At 64.8% G+C, this 17,426-nt stretch carries 12 protein-coding genes; 5 read left to right on the top strand and 7 right to left on the bottom strand.

Going from position 1 to position 17,426, the window contains the following annotated elements:
* Window positions 1–105: 105 nt before the first annotated feature.
* From VPH40_RS01195 to VPH40_RS01210, 4 genes are all read left to right on the top strand, one after another.
* Window positions 106–1,743, top strand: coding sequence for a response regulator (locus VPH40_RS01195; RefSeq protein ID WP_328572384.1), 1,638 nt, complete (start codon window positions 106–108; stop codon window positions 1,741–1,743).
* Complete coding sequence (locus VPH40_RS01200; RefSeq protein ID WP_328572385.1) at window positions 1,740–2,768, top strand: ABC transporter substrate-binding protein; 1,029 nt, start codon at window positions 1,740–1,742, stop codon at window positions 2,766–2,768. Before VPH40_RS01195 ends, VPH40_RS01200 begins: the two co-directional genes overlap by 4 nt.
* Window positions 2,769–2,778: 10 nt before the next feature.
* The gene (locus VPH40_RS01205) at window positions 2,779–5,298 is read left to right on the top strand and encodes an ATP-binding protein (protein WP_328572386.1); all 2,520 of its coding nucleotides are present in this window, start codon (window positions 2,779–2,781) and stop codon (window positions 5,296–5,298) included.
* Between the two features lie 479 nt (window positions 5,299–5,777).
* Window positions 5,778–7,334, top strand: a complete 1,557-nt coding sequence (locus VPH40_RS01210; RefSeq protein WP_328572387.1) for a hypothetical protein — start codon at window positions 5,778–5,780, stop codon at window positions 7,332–7,334.
* Between the two features lie 60 nt (window positions 7,335–7,394).
* Here VPH40_RS01210 and VPH40_RS01215 read toward each other — a convergent pair whose 3' ends face one another.
* The 3 genes from VPH40_RS01215 to VPH40_RS01225 all read right to left on the bottom strand — a co-directional run bounded on the left by VPH40_RS01215 (window position 7,395) and on the right by VPH40_RS01225 (window position 11,375).
* On the bottom strand, window positions 7,395–9,815 hold the full coding sequence (locus VPH40_RS01215) for a TonB-dependent siderophore receptor (protein ID WP_328572388.1): 2,421 nt from the start codon (window positions 9,813–9,815) through the stop codon (window positions 7,395–7,397).
* Between the two features lie 62 nt (window positions 9,816–9,877).
* Window positions 9,878–10,846, bottom strand: coding sequence for a FecR domain-containing protein (locus VPH40_RS01220; RefSeq protein ID WP_328572389.1), 969 nt, complete (start codon window positions 10,844–10,846; stop codon window positions 9,878–9,880).
* A 1-nt stretch (window position 10,847) separates the two neighbouring features.
* The gene (locus VPH40_RS01225) at window positions 10,848–11,375 is read right to left on the bottom strand and encodes a sigma-70 family RNA polymerase sigma factor (protein ID WP_289898178.1); all 528 of its coding nucleotides are present in this window, start codon (window positions 11,373–11,375) and stop codon (window positions 10,848–10,850) included.
* Window positions 11,376–11,560: 185 nt separating this feature from the next.
* Here VPH40_RS01225 and VPH40_RS01230 point away from each other — a divergent pair, with 185 nt between their 5' ends.
* Window positions 11,561–12,547: a magnesium and cobalt transport protein CorA gene (locus tag VPH40_RS01230; RefSeq protein WP_099664247.1), complete on the top strand. Its 987-nt coding sequence runs from the start codon at window positions 11,561–11,563 to the stop codon at window positions 12,545–12,547.
* Between the two features lie 9 nt (window positions 12,548–12,556).
* Here the strand turns inward: VPH40_RS01230 and VPH40_RS01235 are convergent, their stop codons facing one another.
* From VPH40_RS01235 to VPH40_RS01250, 4 genes are all read right to left on the bottom strand, one after another.
* Complete coding sequence (locus VPH40_RS01235) at window positions 12,557–13,255, bottom strand: alpha/beta hydrolase (protein WP_328572390.1); 699 nt, start codon at window positions 13,253–13,255, stop codon at window positions 12,557–12,559.
* 79 nt (window positions 13,256–13,334) lie between these two features.
* Window positions 13,335–14,393: an alpha/beta hydrolase gene (locus VPH40_RS01240; RefSeq protein ID WP_328572391.1), complete on the bottom strand. Its 1,059-nt coding sequence runs from the start codon at window positions 14,391–14,393 to the stop codon at window positions 13,335–13,337.
* A 101-nt stretch (window positions 14,394–14,494) separates the two neighbouring features.
* Entirely contained in the window at window positions 14,495–15,340 is an 846-nt protein-coding gene (locus VPH40_RS01245) for a universal stress protein (RefSeq protein ID WP_251349026.1), read from the bottom strand.
* A gap of 23 nt (window positions 15,341–15,363) precedes the next feature.
* A complete protein-coding gene (locus VPH40_RS01250) occupies window positions 15,364–17,160 on the bottom strand; it encodes a PHA/PHB synthase family protein (RefSeq protein ID WP_442906629.1) in 1,797 nt (598 codons plus the stop codon).
* Window positions 17,161–17,426 lie beyond the last annotated feature (266 nt).

The following is a 17,426-nucleotide window of genomic DNA, read 5'->3' on the forward strand; positions in this document are numbered from 1 at the left end:
GCGCGTGACAAAGCGTGTATTTTTGGTAATTTTCAAGTGCTATGCTCGGAACGCATCTTGCGGGGCAGGTTTCAGGTCCGCAAGGCCATGCCGCCAGGAGAATGCATGAACAGCTCACCAATGCCGCCGCGGATACTGATCGTCGATGACGAGCTGGAGCACGTGCGCGCGCTGTGCGACACCTTGCGCGGCCAGGCCTACGACACGACGGGGCTCGCCTCGGGCGAGGCGGCGCTGTCCCTGCTGGCCGTCGAATCGTTCGACCTGCTGTTGGTCGACCTGATGATGCCGGGCATGAACGGCATCGCCGTGGTGGAAGCGGCGCGGCAGATCGATCCCGACCTGGCCTGCATCATCATGACGGGCGAAGGCACGATTGCCTCGGCCGTGCAGGCCATGCAGGCGGGTGCGCTCGATTACGTCGTCAAGCCGTTCAAGGTCTCGGGCATCCTGCTGATACTGGCGCGGGCGCTGGAAACGCGCCAGTTGCGCATCGCCAATGCGCGCCTGGAACTGCTGCTGCGCCAGCACACGGCCGAACTCGACGCCATGAACAAGGATTTGCAGCTGGCCCGCGAAGTGGCCGAGCGGGCGAACCAGGAAAAGACCAATTTCCTGTCCAGCATGAGCCACGAGCTGCGCACGCCGCTCAACGCCATCCTGGGCTTTTCGCAGATGCTCACGTCCGATTCCATCCCCTCGACGGCGCAGGAAAGGAAAACCTTTGCCTCGCACATCTTCGGCGCCGGTCGGCATTTGTTGACCTTGATCAACGATATCCTCGATATCGCCAGGATCGAGTCGGGCAATATGTCGCTGTCGATGGAGCCCGTGGACCTGGCCGGCATCTACCACGAATGCTGGCAAATGATGGAACCGCTGGCGCACAAGCGCGGCATCACCCTGACGTTCGTGGAAGCGGTCGGCCTGCATGTGCTGGCCGACCGCACGCGCCTCAAGCAGGTGCTGATCAACCTGCTTTCGAACGCCGTCAAGTACAACCGCGAACAGGGCGAGATCCACGTCGATTGCCAGCCCGTCGATGCGCAGCGGCTGCGCCTGTCCGTGCGCGACACGGGCGCCGGGTTGAGCGCTGCGCAGCTCGAGGCGCTGTTCCAGCCCTTCAACCGCCTGGGACGCGATGCGCGCGACGAGGAGGGCACGGGCCTGGGACTGGTGGTCAGCAAGCGCCTGGCCGAAGCCATGCAGGGCAGACTCGGCGTGGCCAGCACGCCCGGGCGCGGCAGCACTTTCTGGCTCGACATCGCCAGTTGCCCGGCGCGCCAGCCGCTGCAGGAAAGCCCGCGCCTGCCCGCCATTGCCCGGCCCGCCGAGCCGATAACGTTGCCGGAGCGCAAGACGCTGCTGTATGTGGAAGACAATCCCCTGAACGTGACCCTGGTGGCGGGCCTGATCCATTTTCGCCCTGATCTCGACCTGCTGTCGGCCGGCGACGGGCAAACGGGCCTGGAGATGGCGCGCCGCCACCTGCCGCAGCTGATACTGATGGATATCGACCTGCCCGACATCAGCGGCACGCAAGTCATGCAGCTGCTGCGCGCCGATGCCCGCACGGCGCATATTCCCGTCATTGCCCTGACGGCCGTGGCGGGGCCCGGCGATATCCGCCAGGGGCTGGCGGCCGGTTTTTACCGCTATCTCACCAAGCCGGTCGACGTGGTGGCGTTTTCCGAGGCCGTCAATAGCGCGCTGGAGTCGGCCACGGCGCAGTGCAGCGCATGAGCGGCCCGACGCCAGCGCGGCGGACGGTCTGGCTGGCGGCCGCACTGCTGCTGGCGGTGCTGGCCGCTATCGCCTTGTGGCGGCTGTATTTCCGTCCCGCGCCGCTGCCCGTCCCCGTGGAAGAGCTGCGCCTGGCCGTGAACGCGGAATACGTGGGCAGCTGCCCCGTGCTGGCCGCGCACGGGCAGGGCTATTTCACGCGCGAAGGCATCCACGCGCGGCTGCAATCCTACTCGTCGGGCAAGGCGTCGCTGGAAGCCGTGTTGCAGGGCCAGGCCGACCTGGGCACCGTGTCCGATATTCCCGTGGTGCTGGCGAGCCTGAAGAATCAGTCCGTCGTCATCATCGCCAGCATCTTCGAGGCCGAACGCGACCACGGCATCGTGGGGCGCCTGGACCGCGGCGTGTCCACGCCCGCCAGCCTGAAGGGCAAGCGCATCGGCGTGACCCTGGGCACCTCCGGCCAGTTCGCGCTGGACGCCTTCCTGAACCGCCAGAAGCTGCTGCCCGGCGAAGTCACTCTGCACAACTACGCGCCGGACCAGCTGGCCGCTGCGCTGGCGCGGGGCGAGGTCGATGCGGCGGCCGGCTGGGAACCGTTCCTGACGGCCATGACGCACGCCATCGCGGGCAAGGCGGCCATCTTCTATGGCGAGGACGTGTATGCGGGCCTGTTCAACGTGGCCGGCGCGGGCGACTACGTGCGCGCGCACCCGGCGACGATGCGCAAGGTACTGCGCGCGCTGATCGCCGGCGCGCGCTTTTGCCAGGACGAGCCCGACGCCGCGCGCGCCCTGTTTGCCAGGGCGTCGCCCGGCGAAGCGGCACGCCTGCAGGCGGCCTGGCACGGTTATCAGTTTGGCGTCGTGCTCGACCAGGGCTTGCTGCTGGCGCTGGAAGACGAGGCGCGCTGGGCCATCAAGAACCGCCTGGGCGAGCGCGGCGACATGCCGAATTTCCTCGACGCCGTCTACCTGGATGGCCTGGAAGCCGTGGCGCCATCGGCCGTGACGGTCATTCATTGAGAGGGCCACCGTGAAAATCGTCACGCGCTTCAAGCTGGCCCAACTGTTTTGCGTGGTGCTGGTGGCCATCATCGTCGCCGTGCTGTTCTCCACCACCATGGCGATGCAGCGCGAACTGGCGAAGAACAAGGCGGCGGCCGATATCCTGCAAGCCGTCACGTCGCTGCGCTACCTGTCGATCGAGTATGCGCTGCACCACGGTGCGCGCACGCGCGCCCAGTGGCAGCTGCGCAGCGAGTCGCTGTCCACGGGGCTGCTGGCCACGCCCGTCTTCAACGGCGACGAAGAGCGCAAGCTGCTGCGCGAATTGCAGGGCGACCTGGCCGGCGTGGGCGGCCTGTTCGAGCTGTTTGTCGCGAATCACCGCGAGCTGGGGCAGGACCCGCAGCGGCGCGAGGTGCTGGGCGAGCTGGAAGCGCGGCTGTCGGGCCAGATCATGGGCAAGGTGCAGGGCATGATTTCGGATGCGATGCGGCTGTCCGAATTGAGCCGGCAAGGCGTGCTGGAGGCGCAGCAGCAAGCCAACGTGGCCGTGATGCTGTTCGGCGGCATGATCATCGCGCTGGTGGCCGGCTTGATCTACTTCACCATGACCAGCGTCACGGGACCGCTGGAAAAGTTGCGCCAGGGTACCCTGATCGTCGGCGCTGGCAAGCTCGATTTTGCGCTCGGCGTGCACACCAAAAATGAAATCGGCGACCTGGCGCGCGCCTTCGACGGCATGACGGAAAAGCTGCGCCGCACCACCGTTTCGCGCGACGAGCTGGCGCACACGAATACCGCCCTGGAAACGCAGATCGCCGAACGCCAGCTGGCCGAGCGCAAGGTGCATGAACAGCTCGAGCGCCTGAACCTGCTGCAGCAGATCACGCGCTCGATCGGAGAGCGGCAGGACTTGCGCAGCATCTTCCAGGTGGTGGTGCGCAGCCTGGAAGAGCAGCTGCCCATCGATTTCAGCTGCATCTGCCTGTATGAGCCGTCGCAGCACGCGCTGCAGGTGACGTGCGTGGGCGTGCGCAGCGAGGCGCTGGCGCAGTCCTTCATGATGAGCGAACACGCGCACATTCCCATCGATGAAAATGGCCTGTCGAGCTGCGTGCGCGGCAAGCTCGTGTATGAAGCCGACATCGCCGATGTGGCGTTTCCGTTTCCGCAGCGGCTGGCGCAAGGGGGGCTGCGCGCCCTCGTCATGGCGCCGCTGCTGGCTGAAAACACGGTCTTCGGCATCCTGATCGTGGCGCGCCGTGCCGCGCACAGTTTCACCAGCGGCGAATGCGAATTCCTCAGCCAGCTGAGCGAGCACGTGGCGCTGGCCGCCAACCAGGCGCAGCTCTACGGCGCGCTGCAGCGCGCGTATGACGATTTGCGCCAGACCCAGCAGTCGGTGATGCAGCAGGAGCGCCTGCGCGCGCTGGGGCAGATGGCCAGCGGCATCGCGCACGATATCAATAACGCCATTTCCCCCGTGGCCCTGTACACCGAGTCCTTGCTGGAGACGGAAACCAATCTCAGTCCGCAGGGCCGGCATTGTCTGGAAGTCATCGAACGGGCCATCGACGACGTGGCCGCCACCGTGGCGCGCATGCGCGAATTCTACCGCCAGCGCGAACCGCAACTGGCGCTGTCGCCCATCAATGTCAACCTGGTGGTGCAGCAGGTGCTGGACTTGACGCGCGCGCGCTGGAGCGACATGCCGCAGCAGCGCGGCATCGTCATCGCCCTGCGCATGGAGCTGGCGGACGGGTTGCCCATGCTGCCCGGCAGCGTAGGCGAAATCCGCGAAGCGCTGACGAACCTGGTCTTCAACGCCGTCGACGCCATGCCGGAAGGCGGCACCCTGACCGTGCGCACGGCCTGCATCGCCGGGCCGGGCCAGGCCGGGGTACGGCAGGTGCAGGTCGAAGTGGGCGATACGGGCATCGGCATGGACGAAAATACGCGCCGCCGCTGCCTGGAGCCGTTTTTTACCACCAAGGGCGAGCGGGGCACGGGCCTGGGCCTGGCCATGGTGTACGGCATGATGGAGCGCCATGGGGCCGGCATCGACATCGTCACGGCGCCGGGGCAGGGCACGGCGGTGCGCCTGGCGTTTCCCGCCTGCGCGGAAGGCGAGGGGATCGAAGTGCCCGACACGGCCCACGCCGTGCCGCCGCGCCTGCGCATCCTCGTGGTGGACGACGACCCGATGGTGCTCAAGTCCCTGCGCGACATCCTGGAAATCGACGGCCACGACGTGGTGTCCGCCGATGGCGGCCAGGCCGGCATCGACTGCTTCCTGGTCGCCTGCGACAGGGGCGAGCATTTCGCGGTGGTCATCACGGACCTCGGCATGCCCCACGTGGACGGGCGCAAGGTGGCCAGCGCCGTGCGCCAGCATTCGCCGGCCACGCCCATCATCATGCTCACGGGCTGGGGCCAGCGCCTGGCGGCCGACAGCGACTACCCGGAACACGTCAACTGCGTGCTGGGCAAGCCGCCCCGGCTGAAGGAATTGCGGCGCGCCTTGAACATGGTCATTTCGACGGGGTAGCGCCGTGCCGGCGGTGCGATGTAAAAATACAATCAGAATCATTATCATTCGTGAGTCTGATAGATGAGTCTCCGTACTATCTCTCTTGCCGCATGAGCAATCGCTGGCGGCCCGCCTGTTTTACGGAATACGGGGGATGGGTGCTGCAACGCCTGCTGTTACGGCTGTTCAACAAAACGGCAGCGCAAGACGTGGCTTCCGAAACAGTCGTGCGCATTCTGCACACGGGACAGCTGGTAGCCATCCGCGATCCTATCTGAGTATGATGGCTGAGAGCATCCTGCTGCTGCAATGGCGGCGCCGTGACCTCGAGCGTGCGGACATTGAGACCCTGCCGCTGCCGCCGCAATGTACTGGTTTTTTTGGGCGAGGAGCGAATTATTCCATAAGGGAGAGGTCTTATTTTAGGTCTATATATGTCTGTACGACACCCATATGTTGGGTGCCATGATCAATTACTATTGTCAACGGGGGGGGGTATGTCATCCGGAAATCAATCTACCCCATCGACAGACGCGCCAATGCCAACTGAGGTGCTAGAAAGAAACGATGCCAATACCAAACGCATAGAAAACGTCAATCACCTCGCATCATTGGCATACAAAATTGCCATTGCTATTGGCGCTATCGTCGTATTTTCATATTTATTTTCAATTAAATTTTTCCCTTCCGCCTTGGCGCCAGGCGAGATAATTTTGTTTGTATTTATTGCGTTGGCCTTCAGTTTTATATATGGAATACTCTGGATTTATGGAACTTTTTCTGCTTTATGGTTACTGCAGATTGTCAATTACATAAGATACAAGTGCCGGTTCAGGCGTAAGACATTATCGCCATTTCGTCCATTGCGATATATCCAGGAAATAGCGGCCCTTCCGACTTCTCGCTGGTGGCCCCGTTTGCGTTGGATTCCAAAGAAAATACGTCAATTTCGCAAGGGGGCGACGAGAAATAGCAGGACTCCACTCAATAAGCTGCCAAGTCCGCTGCGCGGCTTTTTTTCAGTATTATTTTCCCTCGTCGTGTTCATCGTGATGTTGAGTCTGGTTCTCGTCAAAGGCTTGATGGTTTTTACCTTCTTATTAATCGGCTGCTTCCTGGCTGGATTTTTCACCTTGCAGATGCTGATTGCGGTGACGTCAAGCGAGCAGCCAGACGCGGTTACGCGCCAATCCATACGTTCAGTCGTTTGGTGGCAATATGCTTTTTTCTTTTTTTTGCCACTTGCCTTTGTGCTTTTTTACTCCGGACCCATGACATTGCCGCAGATGGCTTTCAATGCCATGGGTATTCGAAGCTCGAATGTAAGTATTGAGGTAGCTGAGGCGGAATTGGGTGCGATTGAACGCGCCACCGAATTTATAGGCAGACCTATTCTGGACTGTCGTAGAACTGCAGAGGGGCGATTGCTATTGCATGGCGCTGATGTATTGTGGACAGGCATAGGCGCTATCTCTCTTGTGAGCTTCAGCCTGCGAGGGCCGGATCGCTCCACTATCTTCGGTACCGAGCAGGTGGTGCGAAGAAAAATTTCCCTTCGATTCGACTCGGTTTCATTGCGTGTCATTACCAGCAGTCCTGCGATGGATATTTGTTTCGATCTTACGCATGACCTTGGACTTGAATCGCGTGGCGAGGAGTTGAACGCTGACATTCTGGAGCGGCTGCACGACGTACTCTTGACAGTTCGTGGCGCGGGTGTTCCGCGCAGCATTTTGGTCCTTGTGCAAGGCGTTCGCCAGAATCAGAATGTACTACTTCCCAACGATAAAGATGGCAATAAGTATTTGCAGCAGGCGCAGTTACGTGCCCGGGTAGTTGCCAATGCAATCAGGAAGGTAATGAATGACGACAATATCAAGATTGTGTCGGAAGCAGGGTTGATTGCTGGAGTTGAGCCTGATCGGGTCTTGGCTGGGTCATGCACACCCGATGTCCGAACGAGTTCATTTGATTGGAAACCATGCGATGCTCCGAATTTTCATGTTGAATTGCACGTGAAATACGCGACCGCGCACACGGACGAGCTTAGATAGGCATGAATCGTGTTGCTACCAGTGCCCGTCCTGCGTGTACGCTAAATACTGGCTGCTACGTTAAAACCGGTACGTCAACGTCCCCCGCACGCTGCGCGGGACGCCATACGTGCCTTGCGCGTAGGTGTTGATGTTGATGTACTTCTTGTCCAGCGCGTTTTCCACGTTCAGCTGGGCCGTCAACTGGCGCGACAGCTGGTACGTGGCCATCAGGCTGACTGTGCTGTAGGCTTCCTGCGTCACTCTTTCCTTGCCGTTCGGGCCTTCGTCGTCAAAGTAGAACTTGCTTTGCCAGTTGACGCCGCCGCCCACGGTGAGGTCGGGCTTTACCTTCCAGGTGGTGAACAGGCGCGCCGTCGAGCGGGGCGACAGGGTGTTGATGTCTTGCTGCTCGCGGTCTCTGGCGCGGAAGTGGCTGGCGCTGGCCGTCACGTTCCAGCCCGGCGCCAGGCGGCCTGACAATTCCCCCTCGATGCCACGGCTGGTGGCGCCGCGCGCCGCATAGTACGCCTGCGTGGTGGTGCCGGGAATCCTGTGCGCGCCGTCCGGCTGGGCCAGCTTATCCTGCTTGATCTCGAAGATGCCGATGGAACCGTTGGCCCGGCCCCCGGCCAGTTCTCCCTTCAAGCCCACTTCCAGGCTTTGCCCCGTCAGCGGGTCCAGCCAGGCGCCCGTGCGGTCCTGGTTTTCCTGCGGGCGGAAGATGTCCGTATAGCTGGCGTAGGCCGAGTATGTCTCATTGAGATCGATCACCACGCCCGCGTAGGGCACGAACTTGCTCTTGGCGAAGGCAAAGCGGGCGCTGCCGTCAAAGCCGATGCGGTCCTTGTCCCAGCGGCTCAAGCGACCGCCGAGTATCAATTTGGTGTTGTCGGCAAGGTTCAGGCGCGCCGCGCCATACGCGCCATATTGCTTGGTCGTGTATTTTTCCGACAGCACGAGTTCGCCCCAGGCCGGCTGCGGGTAGCTGCCATCCCAGGCGAGGAAATTGCCGATCGGTTCAGGGTCGAGCGCTTCCTTGACGCTGAACTCGGCGTGCTGCAGCGTGTAGTTGGCCCCGACGATGACTTCATGCTGGCGTCCGCCCAGGGTAAACGGGCCGGACAGCTTCATGTCGGCGCTGCTCTGGTCGCGCGCGCCGATGTAGCGGTTCGGGTAGCCGAGCATGCCCAGGCCCGTGATTCTATCGGGCCGCTCCGCCAGGAACACCAGCGGCGTGTCTTCCGTGTGCTTGCTGTACATGGCTTGCGCCTGCGCTTTCCAGCCCTGGCCCAGCGCATGTTCGACGGTGGCGTGCACATTCGTCTGTTCCGTGGCCCAGGCGGCCCAGCGGGGCGCCGTCGTGACGGACCGGTCGAAATCGGTGCGCGTGCCGTCGCTGTACCACAGGGGGAAACCGCCCCAGTTGCTGCCTTTCGGGTCGTTCTTCTGGTAGCTGGCGCCCAGCATGGCCACGGTGCCGGGCGCCAGGTCCGCTTCGACGGTGGCGTAGACGAGCTGGCGCTGGTTCGAATAGCCATTGGTAAACGACTTGCGGTCTTGCCAGGCGCCGGCCACGCGGCCGCGCACGGAGCCGTCGGCATTCAACGGCGCAGCCAGGTCGAGCGTGCCCCGGTAATCGCTCCACGAGCCGGCCGCCAGCGACCATTGTCCTTCGAATTGCCTGGCGCTGGCCCGCTTGCGCACCAGGTTGATCGAGGCGGACGGGTAGCCGGCGCCCGTCAGCAAGCCCGTGGCGCCCCGCGTCACTTCCACGCGGTCGTAGATCAGCGAATCCATTTCCGATTCGCCGCCCGAATACTGCACCTTATAGGTGGTGGGCACGCCGTCGTACTGGAAATTGTCGACGTCGAAGCCGCGCGCGGAAAAGGTGCTGCGTTCCGTGTCGAACTGGTTGACGGCGATGCCGGGCGTATTGCGCAGCACGTCGCGCACCGTCAGCAAGTCCTGGTCGTCCATGCGCTGGCGCGTGATGACGCTGACCGATTGCGGCGTCTCGCGCAGGGACAGCACCAGGCCCGTGGCGCTGGCCGTGGCCGGCGTCGTGTACGAGCCCGTGCCTTCCGTGCTCGTGCTGCGCTCGGCCGTGGCGCGCACGGCGATGCCGGGCAGGGTGGCAGCGTCGGCCGCCGAAGGCAGCTTGCGCACGGCGTAGTGGCCGCCGCCCTGGTCGACAGCGTATAAGCCGCTGCCATCGAGCAGGCGGGCGAAACCGTCGGCCACCTGGTAGTTGCCGTTCAAGCCGCGGCTGTTCAAGCCCGCATACAGGCCGGCGGCGCCGGAAATGCTGACCCCGGCGTCGGCCGCAAACGCGGACAGGACGGCACCGAGGGGGCCGGCGGCCACCTGGTAGTGGCGCGCGGGCGCCTGTTGCGGTTGCTGCTGGGCGGATGCGGGCGCGGTCAAGGCCAGGCTGCCCAGCAGGGCCAGGGTGATGCTGGTGTGGCGGTAGTGCTTCATTGCTTGTTTCCCTTCGTTCATGTGTTGGTCCTGTGTGGATTGACGGGGCACATGACGGAAAGGGACATTGTTCTCAAAAATTTTTATGCGGGCCCGACAGAAATCCACCAACGGTTGTGGCGCCTTACGCGGATGGGCAGCGACGCTTGCAGCAGGGCCAGCAGGGCGTCCGTATCGCGCAGCTGGTACACGCCCGACACGCGCAGCCGCGCCACGGCCGGATCGCAGCGCACCACTCCGTGGCGATAGCGGGCCAGCTGCGCCAGCACCTGCTCCAGCGGCGTGTCGTCCGCGTACAGCAAACCCTTGAGCCAGGCGGCTGCGTGCGGCGCCAGCGGCTGCGGCGCTTCGGCGGCCGTTTCATCGAAACTGGCTTGCCAGCCCGCCTGCACGATGATGGGCCGGCCTTCGGCTGGCCGCACTTCCACGGCGCCCTGCGAGACGGCCACGTGGGTGCGCGCGCCTAGCAGGCTGTCGTCCTGGCGCACCGTGAAGCGCGTGCCGAGGGCGCGGATGCTGCCGTTGCTGGTGCGCACGATGAAGGGACGCCCGAGGGGATCGGGGCTGGTCGCCACGTGTATCTCTCCGCCGCGCAGCTGCACCAGGCGCAGGGACGCGCCGAAGACGACGTCGGCGGCGCTGGCCGTATTCAGGCTCAGGCCGCTGCCGTCGGCCAAGGTGAGGTGGCGGATTTCGCCTGTCGCCGTGCGCAGCTCGGCCGTCCATGCCTGCCATGGCGCCACGCGCAGCATGGCCCAGCCGGCTGGGCCGGCGACGATCAGCACGGCCAGGGTCTTCAGGATGGCGCGGCGCTGCGCGCCGGACGGGCGGTCCAGCACTTGCCTGGACAAGGGCATGGCCAGCGGCGGGGGCAGCATGCCGAAGGTGCGGCATACTTGCTCGGCCCGCTGCCACGCCGTTTCATGGTCGGGGTGGGCGGCGCGCCAGCGGGCCAGCCCCTGTTGCGCGGCAGCGTCGAGTTCGCCGCCTTGCAGGCGCATCATCCAGTGCGCCGCTTCGCGCGCGGCGCGCGCATCGAGGGCCGCGCTCATGTCAGGCCAGCAGCAGGATGCATTGCTCGAACGCCTGCACCATGTAGCGCTTGACGGTGCGCTCGCTTACTTTCAGGCGCGCGGCGATGTCCGCATACGCCATGCCTTCCAGCTGCGACAGCAGGAAGGCCGTGCGCACCTTCGCCCCCAGGCCGTCGAGCATGGCGTCGATCTGGTGCAGGGTTTCCAGGATCAGCAAGCGGTCTTCCGCCGACGGCGTGACGGGGGCGGGCAGCTGCGCCAGGGTGGCCAGCCAGGCCTGCTCCAGCGACTGGCGGCGGTAATGGTCGATCAGCAGGCGGCGCGCCACGGTGGTCAGGTAGGCGCGCGGCTCGCGCAGGGTGACGGCGCGCTCGCCGGGCGTGGCCAGCAGCTTGATGAAGGTATCCTGCGCCAGGTCGGCCGCGTGATCCGTACAGGACAATTTGCCGCGCAGCCAGCGCAACAGCCACGGATGGTGCTGGCCATACAGCTGACTCAATGACATGGGGCTTTGAGAATCGGCGGCAGGCGATACGGCATACGTCACGGCACACTCCAGGTTGGCGCGGAAGTCCCGTGCCGCTGGCGCATGCAGGCTCTTCTTAAATGCGAATGGTTCTCATTTTACATTGACGTGCCCGAATGTCAATGCGGCAGCCGGATTGGCATGGCAATCATGGGCTTTCCGCTATACTGGCCCCCCAATATTGCTGCCCCTGGCCGAAAATCACCATGGACCTGAGTACCCACGCCGCCGTCGTCAATTGCGAAGCGTATCGCGACGGCAAGAAGATCGCGCACTTTGATATCGACAAGGTGGGCGACTTCCTCGGCGACCCCGATTGTTTCGTGTGGATCGGCCTGGCCAGCCCCGACGTCACGGCCATGCACGCGCTGCAAGCGGCCTTCGGCTTGCACGAACTGGCCGTCGAGGATGCGCAGGGCGCGCACGAGCGCCCCAAGCTGGAAGAGTACGGCGACACCCTGTTCATGGTGATGCACACGGCCACCCTGGATGGCGAGGCCATCGTCTACGGCGAAACCCACGTCTTTCTCGGTCCCCGCTTCATCATCACGGTGCGCCACGGCGCTTCGGCCGGCTATGCGAAGTTGCGCGAACGCAAGGAAAGCATGCCCGAGAAGCTGGCCAGCGGTCCCGGCTACGTGCTGTATTCCATCATCGATTTCATCGTCGACCAGTATCAGCCGTGCATAGACCATTTGCAGGCCCGCTTCCAGCACCATGAGCTGCAGCTGTTCAAGCCCAGCTTGAGCGAAGACAAGCTGCAGGATTTCTACCAGCTCAAGACGGAGCTGCTGAAGCTCGACGCGGCCGTCAATCCCCTGCATGATATCTGCACCCAGCTGATCCGTTTCCATGGCGATATCGTGCCCAAGGAAAACCGCATCTATTACCGCGACATTCTCGACCACGTGAAACGGGTCACGCATACGGCGGGGCAGATGCGCGAACTGGTCAACTCGGCCATGCAGGTGGCGCTGGGGCAAATTTCGATCCGCCAGAACGAGGTCGTCAAGCGCCTGGCCGCCTGGGCCGCCATCCTGGCCGTGCCCACCATGGTCTTCAGCCTGTACGGCATGAACTTCGAATTCATGCCGGAACTGAAGTGGCGCGGCAGCTATCCGGCGGTGATCGTCGTCATCATCGCCGGCTGCTGGTGGCTGCACCGCCGCCTGAAGCGCGAAGGCTGGCTGTAGCCGGCAAGCTTACGCTGCGGCCAGCGCGTTTGCCGCCTCCAGTATCAGCGCCGCCACTTCCACGGGGCGCGAGGCCAGCGACGCGTGGCTGGCGTTCAGCGTGATGACTTTGCGCGCCTGCAGGCGCGCCGCCATGCGCTCCTGGTTGACGGGGGAAATCATGCGGTCGGCACTGGACACCTGGTACCAGCTGGGCTTATGTTTCCAGGCCGGGTCGCTGACGGTGTCGCCGAAGGTGCTGGCCAGCGGCGCTTTCTGCACCACGCCCAGCACGGCGCCTTCTTCCGCGTCGAGGTCCTGGCAAAAGCTGTCATGGTATTGCTCGGGCTTGACCCACAGATAGCCGTCGCTGTCGCCTTCCAGGCTGGCCGCGCCCAGGGGCGGGTGTTCCTGCGTGATGCTGCCAGGGCTTTCGCTCGCGTCGGGGGCAAAGGCGGCGATGTACACGAGGCCCGCCACATTCGGCGCATTGCCGGCCACGCTGATCACGGCGCCGCCGTAGGAGTGTCCCACCAGCAACACCGGGCCATCGACCTGCGCCACCATCTTGCGCGTGCGCTCGGCGTCGTCGGCCAGCGACGTCAAGGGCAGTTCGACGGCGCGGATGGCCGTGTGGCCGTGGCGCCGCAATTCGACGATGACGCGGCTCCAGTGGGCGGCGCCGCCCCAGAAACCGTGGACGAGGACGATGGTGGCTTGCTTGCTCATGCGGAACTCCTTGGGACAAGGGAAACGGAGAAGACCGCGCCGTGTTCGAAAAGGCACTGCGCGGCGGCTGGCTGCACGCCTATTGTAGACCTTCCCAGCGCATGGCCTCGATGGCATCGACCACCGTGCTCTCGTACTCGATGAAGAAATCGCTGTGGAAGCCGTTGCGCATTACCAGGTGGCTGCTGCCGGGCAGGGCGGCGGCCAGACGCTCGCCGTCAGCCAGGCGCAGGGGCCGGATAAAGTCGAGTACTTCCTGCGCGGCGGCCCGGGTGGCGGGATCGGCTTGCAGCAGCCATGGAAACAGGTTGCGCAAGGTGCCGGGATCGACGGTGACGACCAGCGCCGGCGCGCGCACGCGGCGGTAGTCGGGCGAAAAATTGTGCGCGGCCATGTCCATGGCCGTGGCGATGGCGGACGGGGTATTCGGCCGCACGGCGCCGCCGGGCAGCACTTCCAGCGCATCGCGCCAGTTCGTTTCCAGCGCGGGCCACCATTGCTTGTTGATCCGTCTGGCATAGGCGATCGAGGCGTCCAGCGATGCCAGGTCGGCCGGGCCGGGCGGCGGTTCATCGTAGGGCGTCGGTGCGGGTTCTTCATAGCCTCCGCTGGCCAGGTAATCGAAGGTCGTGTCCAGGTAGGCGAGGCCCCGCACGCGCCGCGGGTGGCTGCCCGCGAACAGGGTCAGCTCGTTGCCGGCGATGGAGTGCCCTGCCAGGATGATGCGCGGCACCTTCAGTGCGTCCAGCACGGCCAGCAGGTCGGCCACGAGGGTGGCGGGAGAGTAGCTGGCGTCGCTGGCGGGCGTTGGCTTGCTCGATGAACCGTAGCCGCGCCGCGTGATGGCCAGCACGCGGTGGCGGCGCGCCAGCGCGGGCGCCAGGCTGTCGAACGCATGCGCATTGGCGCCCAGGCCGGCCAGCAGCACGATCACGTCGTCGCTGCCGCCCCTTGCCGATGGCCAGTCGCGCACGTGCAGGCTGACGCCGGGGGCGACGCCGATCTTCCGGTCCGTCACGGCGGGTGCGCGCGGCAGCGAACTGCCGCCGCATGCGGCGAGGCCGGCCAGCGCCGTCATCCCCGACAGAAAGTGCCTGCGGGCGTGGAAATGCGCGGGGGCGCCGGGTGTCTTGCTCATGCTGTACTCCTGGTGTGGGTAAGGGCATGAGCAGTGTCGCCGCCGCGCATGAAGCGCGGATGAGGGGCGGGTGAAGGAAGGCTGAAGGCCCGCCGGCCGCGCTAGTGCGACACCAGCACCGGCAACGTCGTCTCTTGCAGCACCGTGCGCGTGACGCCGCCCAGCAGCGCTTCGCGCAGGCGCATGTGGCCGTAGCAGCCCATCACGACCAGGTCGCAGCGCCGCTGCGCGGCCATGGCCAGCAGGGCCGTGCCCACGTCCTGGCCCGGCGGCGTGTCGTGCTGCAGCACCTCGACGTTGACGCCATGGCGTGCCAGGTACAGGGCCAGATCGGCGCCCGGCTGCTCGCCGTGCGCGGCCGGCTGGGCGTGCGAATTGACGACGGCCAGGGTGACTTGCCGCGCCTTTTGCAGCAGCGGCAGCGCATCGGTGATGGCGCGCAGCGCTTCGGCGCTGCCGTTCCAGGCCAGCAGCGGATGCTGCGCGGCGCCGGCCGGCGCGGCGGAGGGCGCGTGCGGCACCATCAGCACGGGCCGGCCGCAATGGAGCATCAGGTATTCGGCCGTGCCGGCGATGACGCGCGACGGCGTATCCTGCGCATCCGTCTGGCCCAGGATCAGCAAGTCGCAATAGCGCGCCTGCAGCAGCAGCGCACCTTGCGCGTCGTCGTCGACGAAGCGCGTTTCGTAGGCGCCCAGGCCTTCCTCGCGCGCGATGCGCTCGAAGTCGTGCAAGGCTTCGCTGGCCTGGGTGCGCAGCGCCTGCATCTGCGCCGGCGCAAACTGCAGCGCGTTGACGCCGCCGCCATACGCGTAGCGCGAGATGCCGCTCATGGCCGAACCGATCAGGTGCGCCCCTTCGGCGATGGCCAGGCGCACGGCCAGGCGGATGCGCTGGGCGCAGTGGCGGGAATTGTCGACGTGGACCAGCAGGGTGGTGTAGGGCATGGCGTTTCCTCGGTTGTCAGTTGTCAGGTCTGCAGCACGTAGCTGCCCGGCGCGTCGCCCAGGTCGGGGCCCATGGCCGGCGGCGCCACTTGCGCACCCGCTTGCTGCGCCAGCCAGGCTTGCCAGGCGGGCCACCAGGAACCGTCATGGTGCGGCACGTCGCGCTGCCAGCTGTCCGCGTCGACATAGGGCGCGTCGTGGCGGTGCGTGGCCAGCTGGTAGCTGCGGCGCGGCTGGCCCGGCGGCGAGACGACGCCCGCGTTGTGGCCGCCCGAGGTGAGCAGGAAGGTGACGTCCGTGTCGGTCAGCAGCTGCAGTTTGTAGACGGAGCGCCACGGCGCCACGTGATCCGTCAGGGTGCCGACGGCAAAGATGGGCGCATCGATGTCGGGCAGGGCGATGTGGCGGCCTGCCGTGCGGTAGCGGCCTTCGGCCAGGTCGTTGTGCAGGAACAGGCGGCGCAGGTACTCCGAATGCATGCGGCAGGGCATGCGCGTGGCGTCCCCGTTCCAGGCCATCAGGTCGCTATCCTGTTCATCTTGTCCCAGCAGGTAGTGGTTCAAGCGGCGCGACCAGATCAGATCGTTCGAGCGCAGCAACTGGAAGGCGCCCGCCATCTGCTTCGTATCGAGGTAACCCTGCTTCCACATGGCCGCTTCCAGGAAGCTGACCTGGCTGTCGTCGATGAACAGCGACAGTTCGCCCGGCTCCTTGAAGTCCACCTGCGAGGCCAACATGGTGAGGCTGGCCAGGCGCGCATCGCCATCGCGCGCCATCGTCGCGGCGGCGATCGCCAGCAGGGTGCCGCCCAGGCAGTAGCCGGCCGCGTGCACCTGCGGCGCGCCCGTGATGCGGGCAACGGCGTCGAGCGCATCCATCACGCCCAGCTGGCGGTAGTCTTCCAGCGACAGTTCGCGGTCTTCTTCCTGCGGGTTTTTCCAGGAAATCATGAACACCGTGTGGCCCTGGCCCACCAGGTAGCGCACCAGCGAATTGTGCGGCGACAGGTCGAGAATATAGAACTTCATGATCCAGGCGGGCACGAACAGCAGCGGCGTGGCATGCACGCTCTTTGTCGCGGGCGCGTACTGTATCAATTCGATCAAGTCATTGCGGTAGACCACCTTGCCCGGCGTGACGGCCACGTTTCCGCCCACCTTGAACGTGGCTTCGCCGGCCGCGCCGGCGCCCATGGCGGCGCGCTGCCAGTCGTCGGCCGCGTGGACCATGCCGCGCGCCAGGCTGGCGCCGCCGCTCGCGAGGGTAGCTTGCTGCACCACGGGATTGGTCAGCAGGAAGTTCGACGGCGCCAGCATGTCGAGCCACTGGCGCACGGTAAACGTGACGACATCCTCGTGGTGCGGCGAGACGCCGCGCACGCCCGTGGTGGCGCGGTGCCACCACTGCTGCTGCAGCAGGAAACCCTGGTAGACGAGATTGTAGGGCCAGCGTTGCCAGGCCGGGTCGTCGAAGCGCCGGTCCTGCGGCAGCGGCGCGATGCACGGCGGTTCGGCGGCGCCGCCGGTCAGGGTCGATTGCCAGGCATATTGCTGCCAGCGGCCGATCTTCTTCCTCGCTTCCTGCAGCAGCGTTTGCTGCTTCGACGGCGCCAGCGCCAGGTGGCTGAGCCAGTCGGCATACGCGTTGCCCAGCGCGGCCGGCGAAATGCCGCCCGTGAACTTGCCCAGCCAGGCGTTCAGCAGCAGGTCGAGCGTGGCGCCTTCCGGCGCGCTTTCCGGATAGCCGGGAACCGGCACGCCTTGCCAGGCGCTGCCCAGGCGCTCGTGTGCAAACTTTTGCTCCGCATTGCTCGACTGCATCTTGTTCATCTGGGGCTCCCGTCATTTTTTTACAGGATAGCAAGAGCTTGTTCAAAAAATTATGATCTACATCAAGTTTGGCCGGATGCCTGCGGCCGGCAACCTGCCGCCGGGATGGCAGAGTCCGTTTGCTGCATAAACGAAATGCATTCCAACGAATTTACTGATTGCAATAATTAAAATTGAATTTTCCATGCGGCGATACCCGGACTCGATGGCGGCGCCAGTGTCCAGTACCCCATTTTACACTCTGTCAAGGCGGATTT

Source organism: Janthinobacterium sp. P210005 (assembly GCF_036231865.1).
GTDB lineage: Bacteria > Pseudomonadota > Gammaproteobacteria > Burkholderiales > Burkholderiaceae_D > Janthinobacterium > Janthinobacterium kumbetense.

Excerpts from the sequence above, each read along its gene's own strand:
- VPH40_RS01250 (WP_442906629.1), bottom strand. The coding sequence starts at position 17,160 with ATGCAGTCGAGCAATGCGGAGCAAAAGTTTGCACACGAGCGCCTGGGC.
- VPH40_RS01230 (WP_099664247.1), top strand. The coding sequence starts at position 11,561 with ATGGACCTGAGTACCCACGCCGCCGTCGTCAATTGCGAAGCGTATCGC.
- VPH40_RS01245 (WP_251349026.1), bottom strand. The coding sequence starts at position 15,340 with ATGCCCTACACCACCCTGCTGGTCCACGTCGACAATTCCCGCCACTGC.
- VPH40_RS01235 (WP_328572390.1), bottom strand. The coding sequence starts at position 13,255 with ATGAGCAAGCAAGCCACCATCGTCCTCGTCCACGGTTTCTGGGGCGGC.
- VPH40_RS01240 (WP_328572391.1), bottom strand. The coding sequence starts at position 14,393 with ATGAGCAAGACACCCGGCGCCCCCGCGCATTTCCACGCCCGCAGGCAC.
- VPH40_RS01210 (WP_328572387.1), top strand. The coding sequence starts at position 5,778 with ATGTCATCCGGAAATCAATCTACCCCATCGACAGACGCGCCAATGCCA.
- VPH40_RS01200 (WP_328572385.1), top strand. The coding sequence starts at position 1,740 with ATGAGCGGCCCGACGCCAGCGCGGCGGACGGTCTGGCTGGCGGCCGCA.
- VPH40_RS01220 (WP_328572389.1), bottom strand. The coding sequence starts at position 10,846 with ATGAGCGCGGCCCTCGATGCGCGCGCCGCGCGCGAAGCGGCGCACTGG.
- VPH40_RS01195 (WP_328572384.1), top strand. The coding sequence starts at position 106 with ATGAACAGCTCACCAATGCCGCCGCGGATACTGATCGTCGATGACGAG.
- VPH40_RS01215 (WP_328572388.1), bottom strand. The coding sequence starts at position 9,815 with ATGAACGAAGGGAAACAAGCAATGAAGCACTACCGCCACACCAGCATC.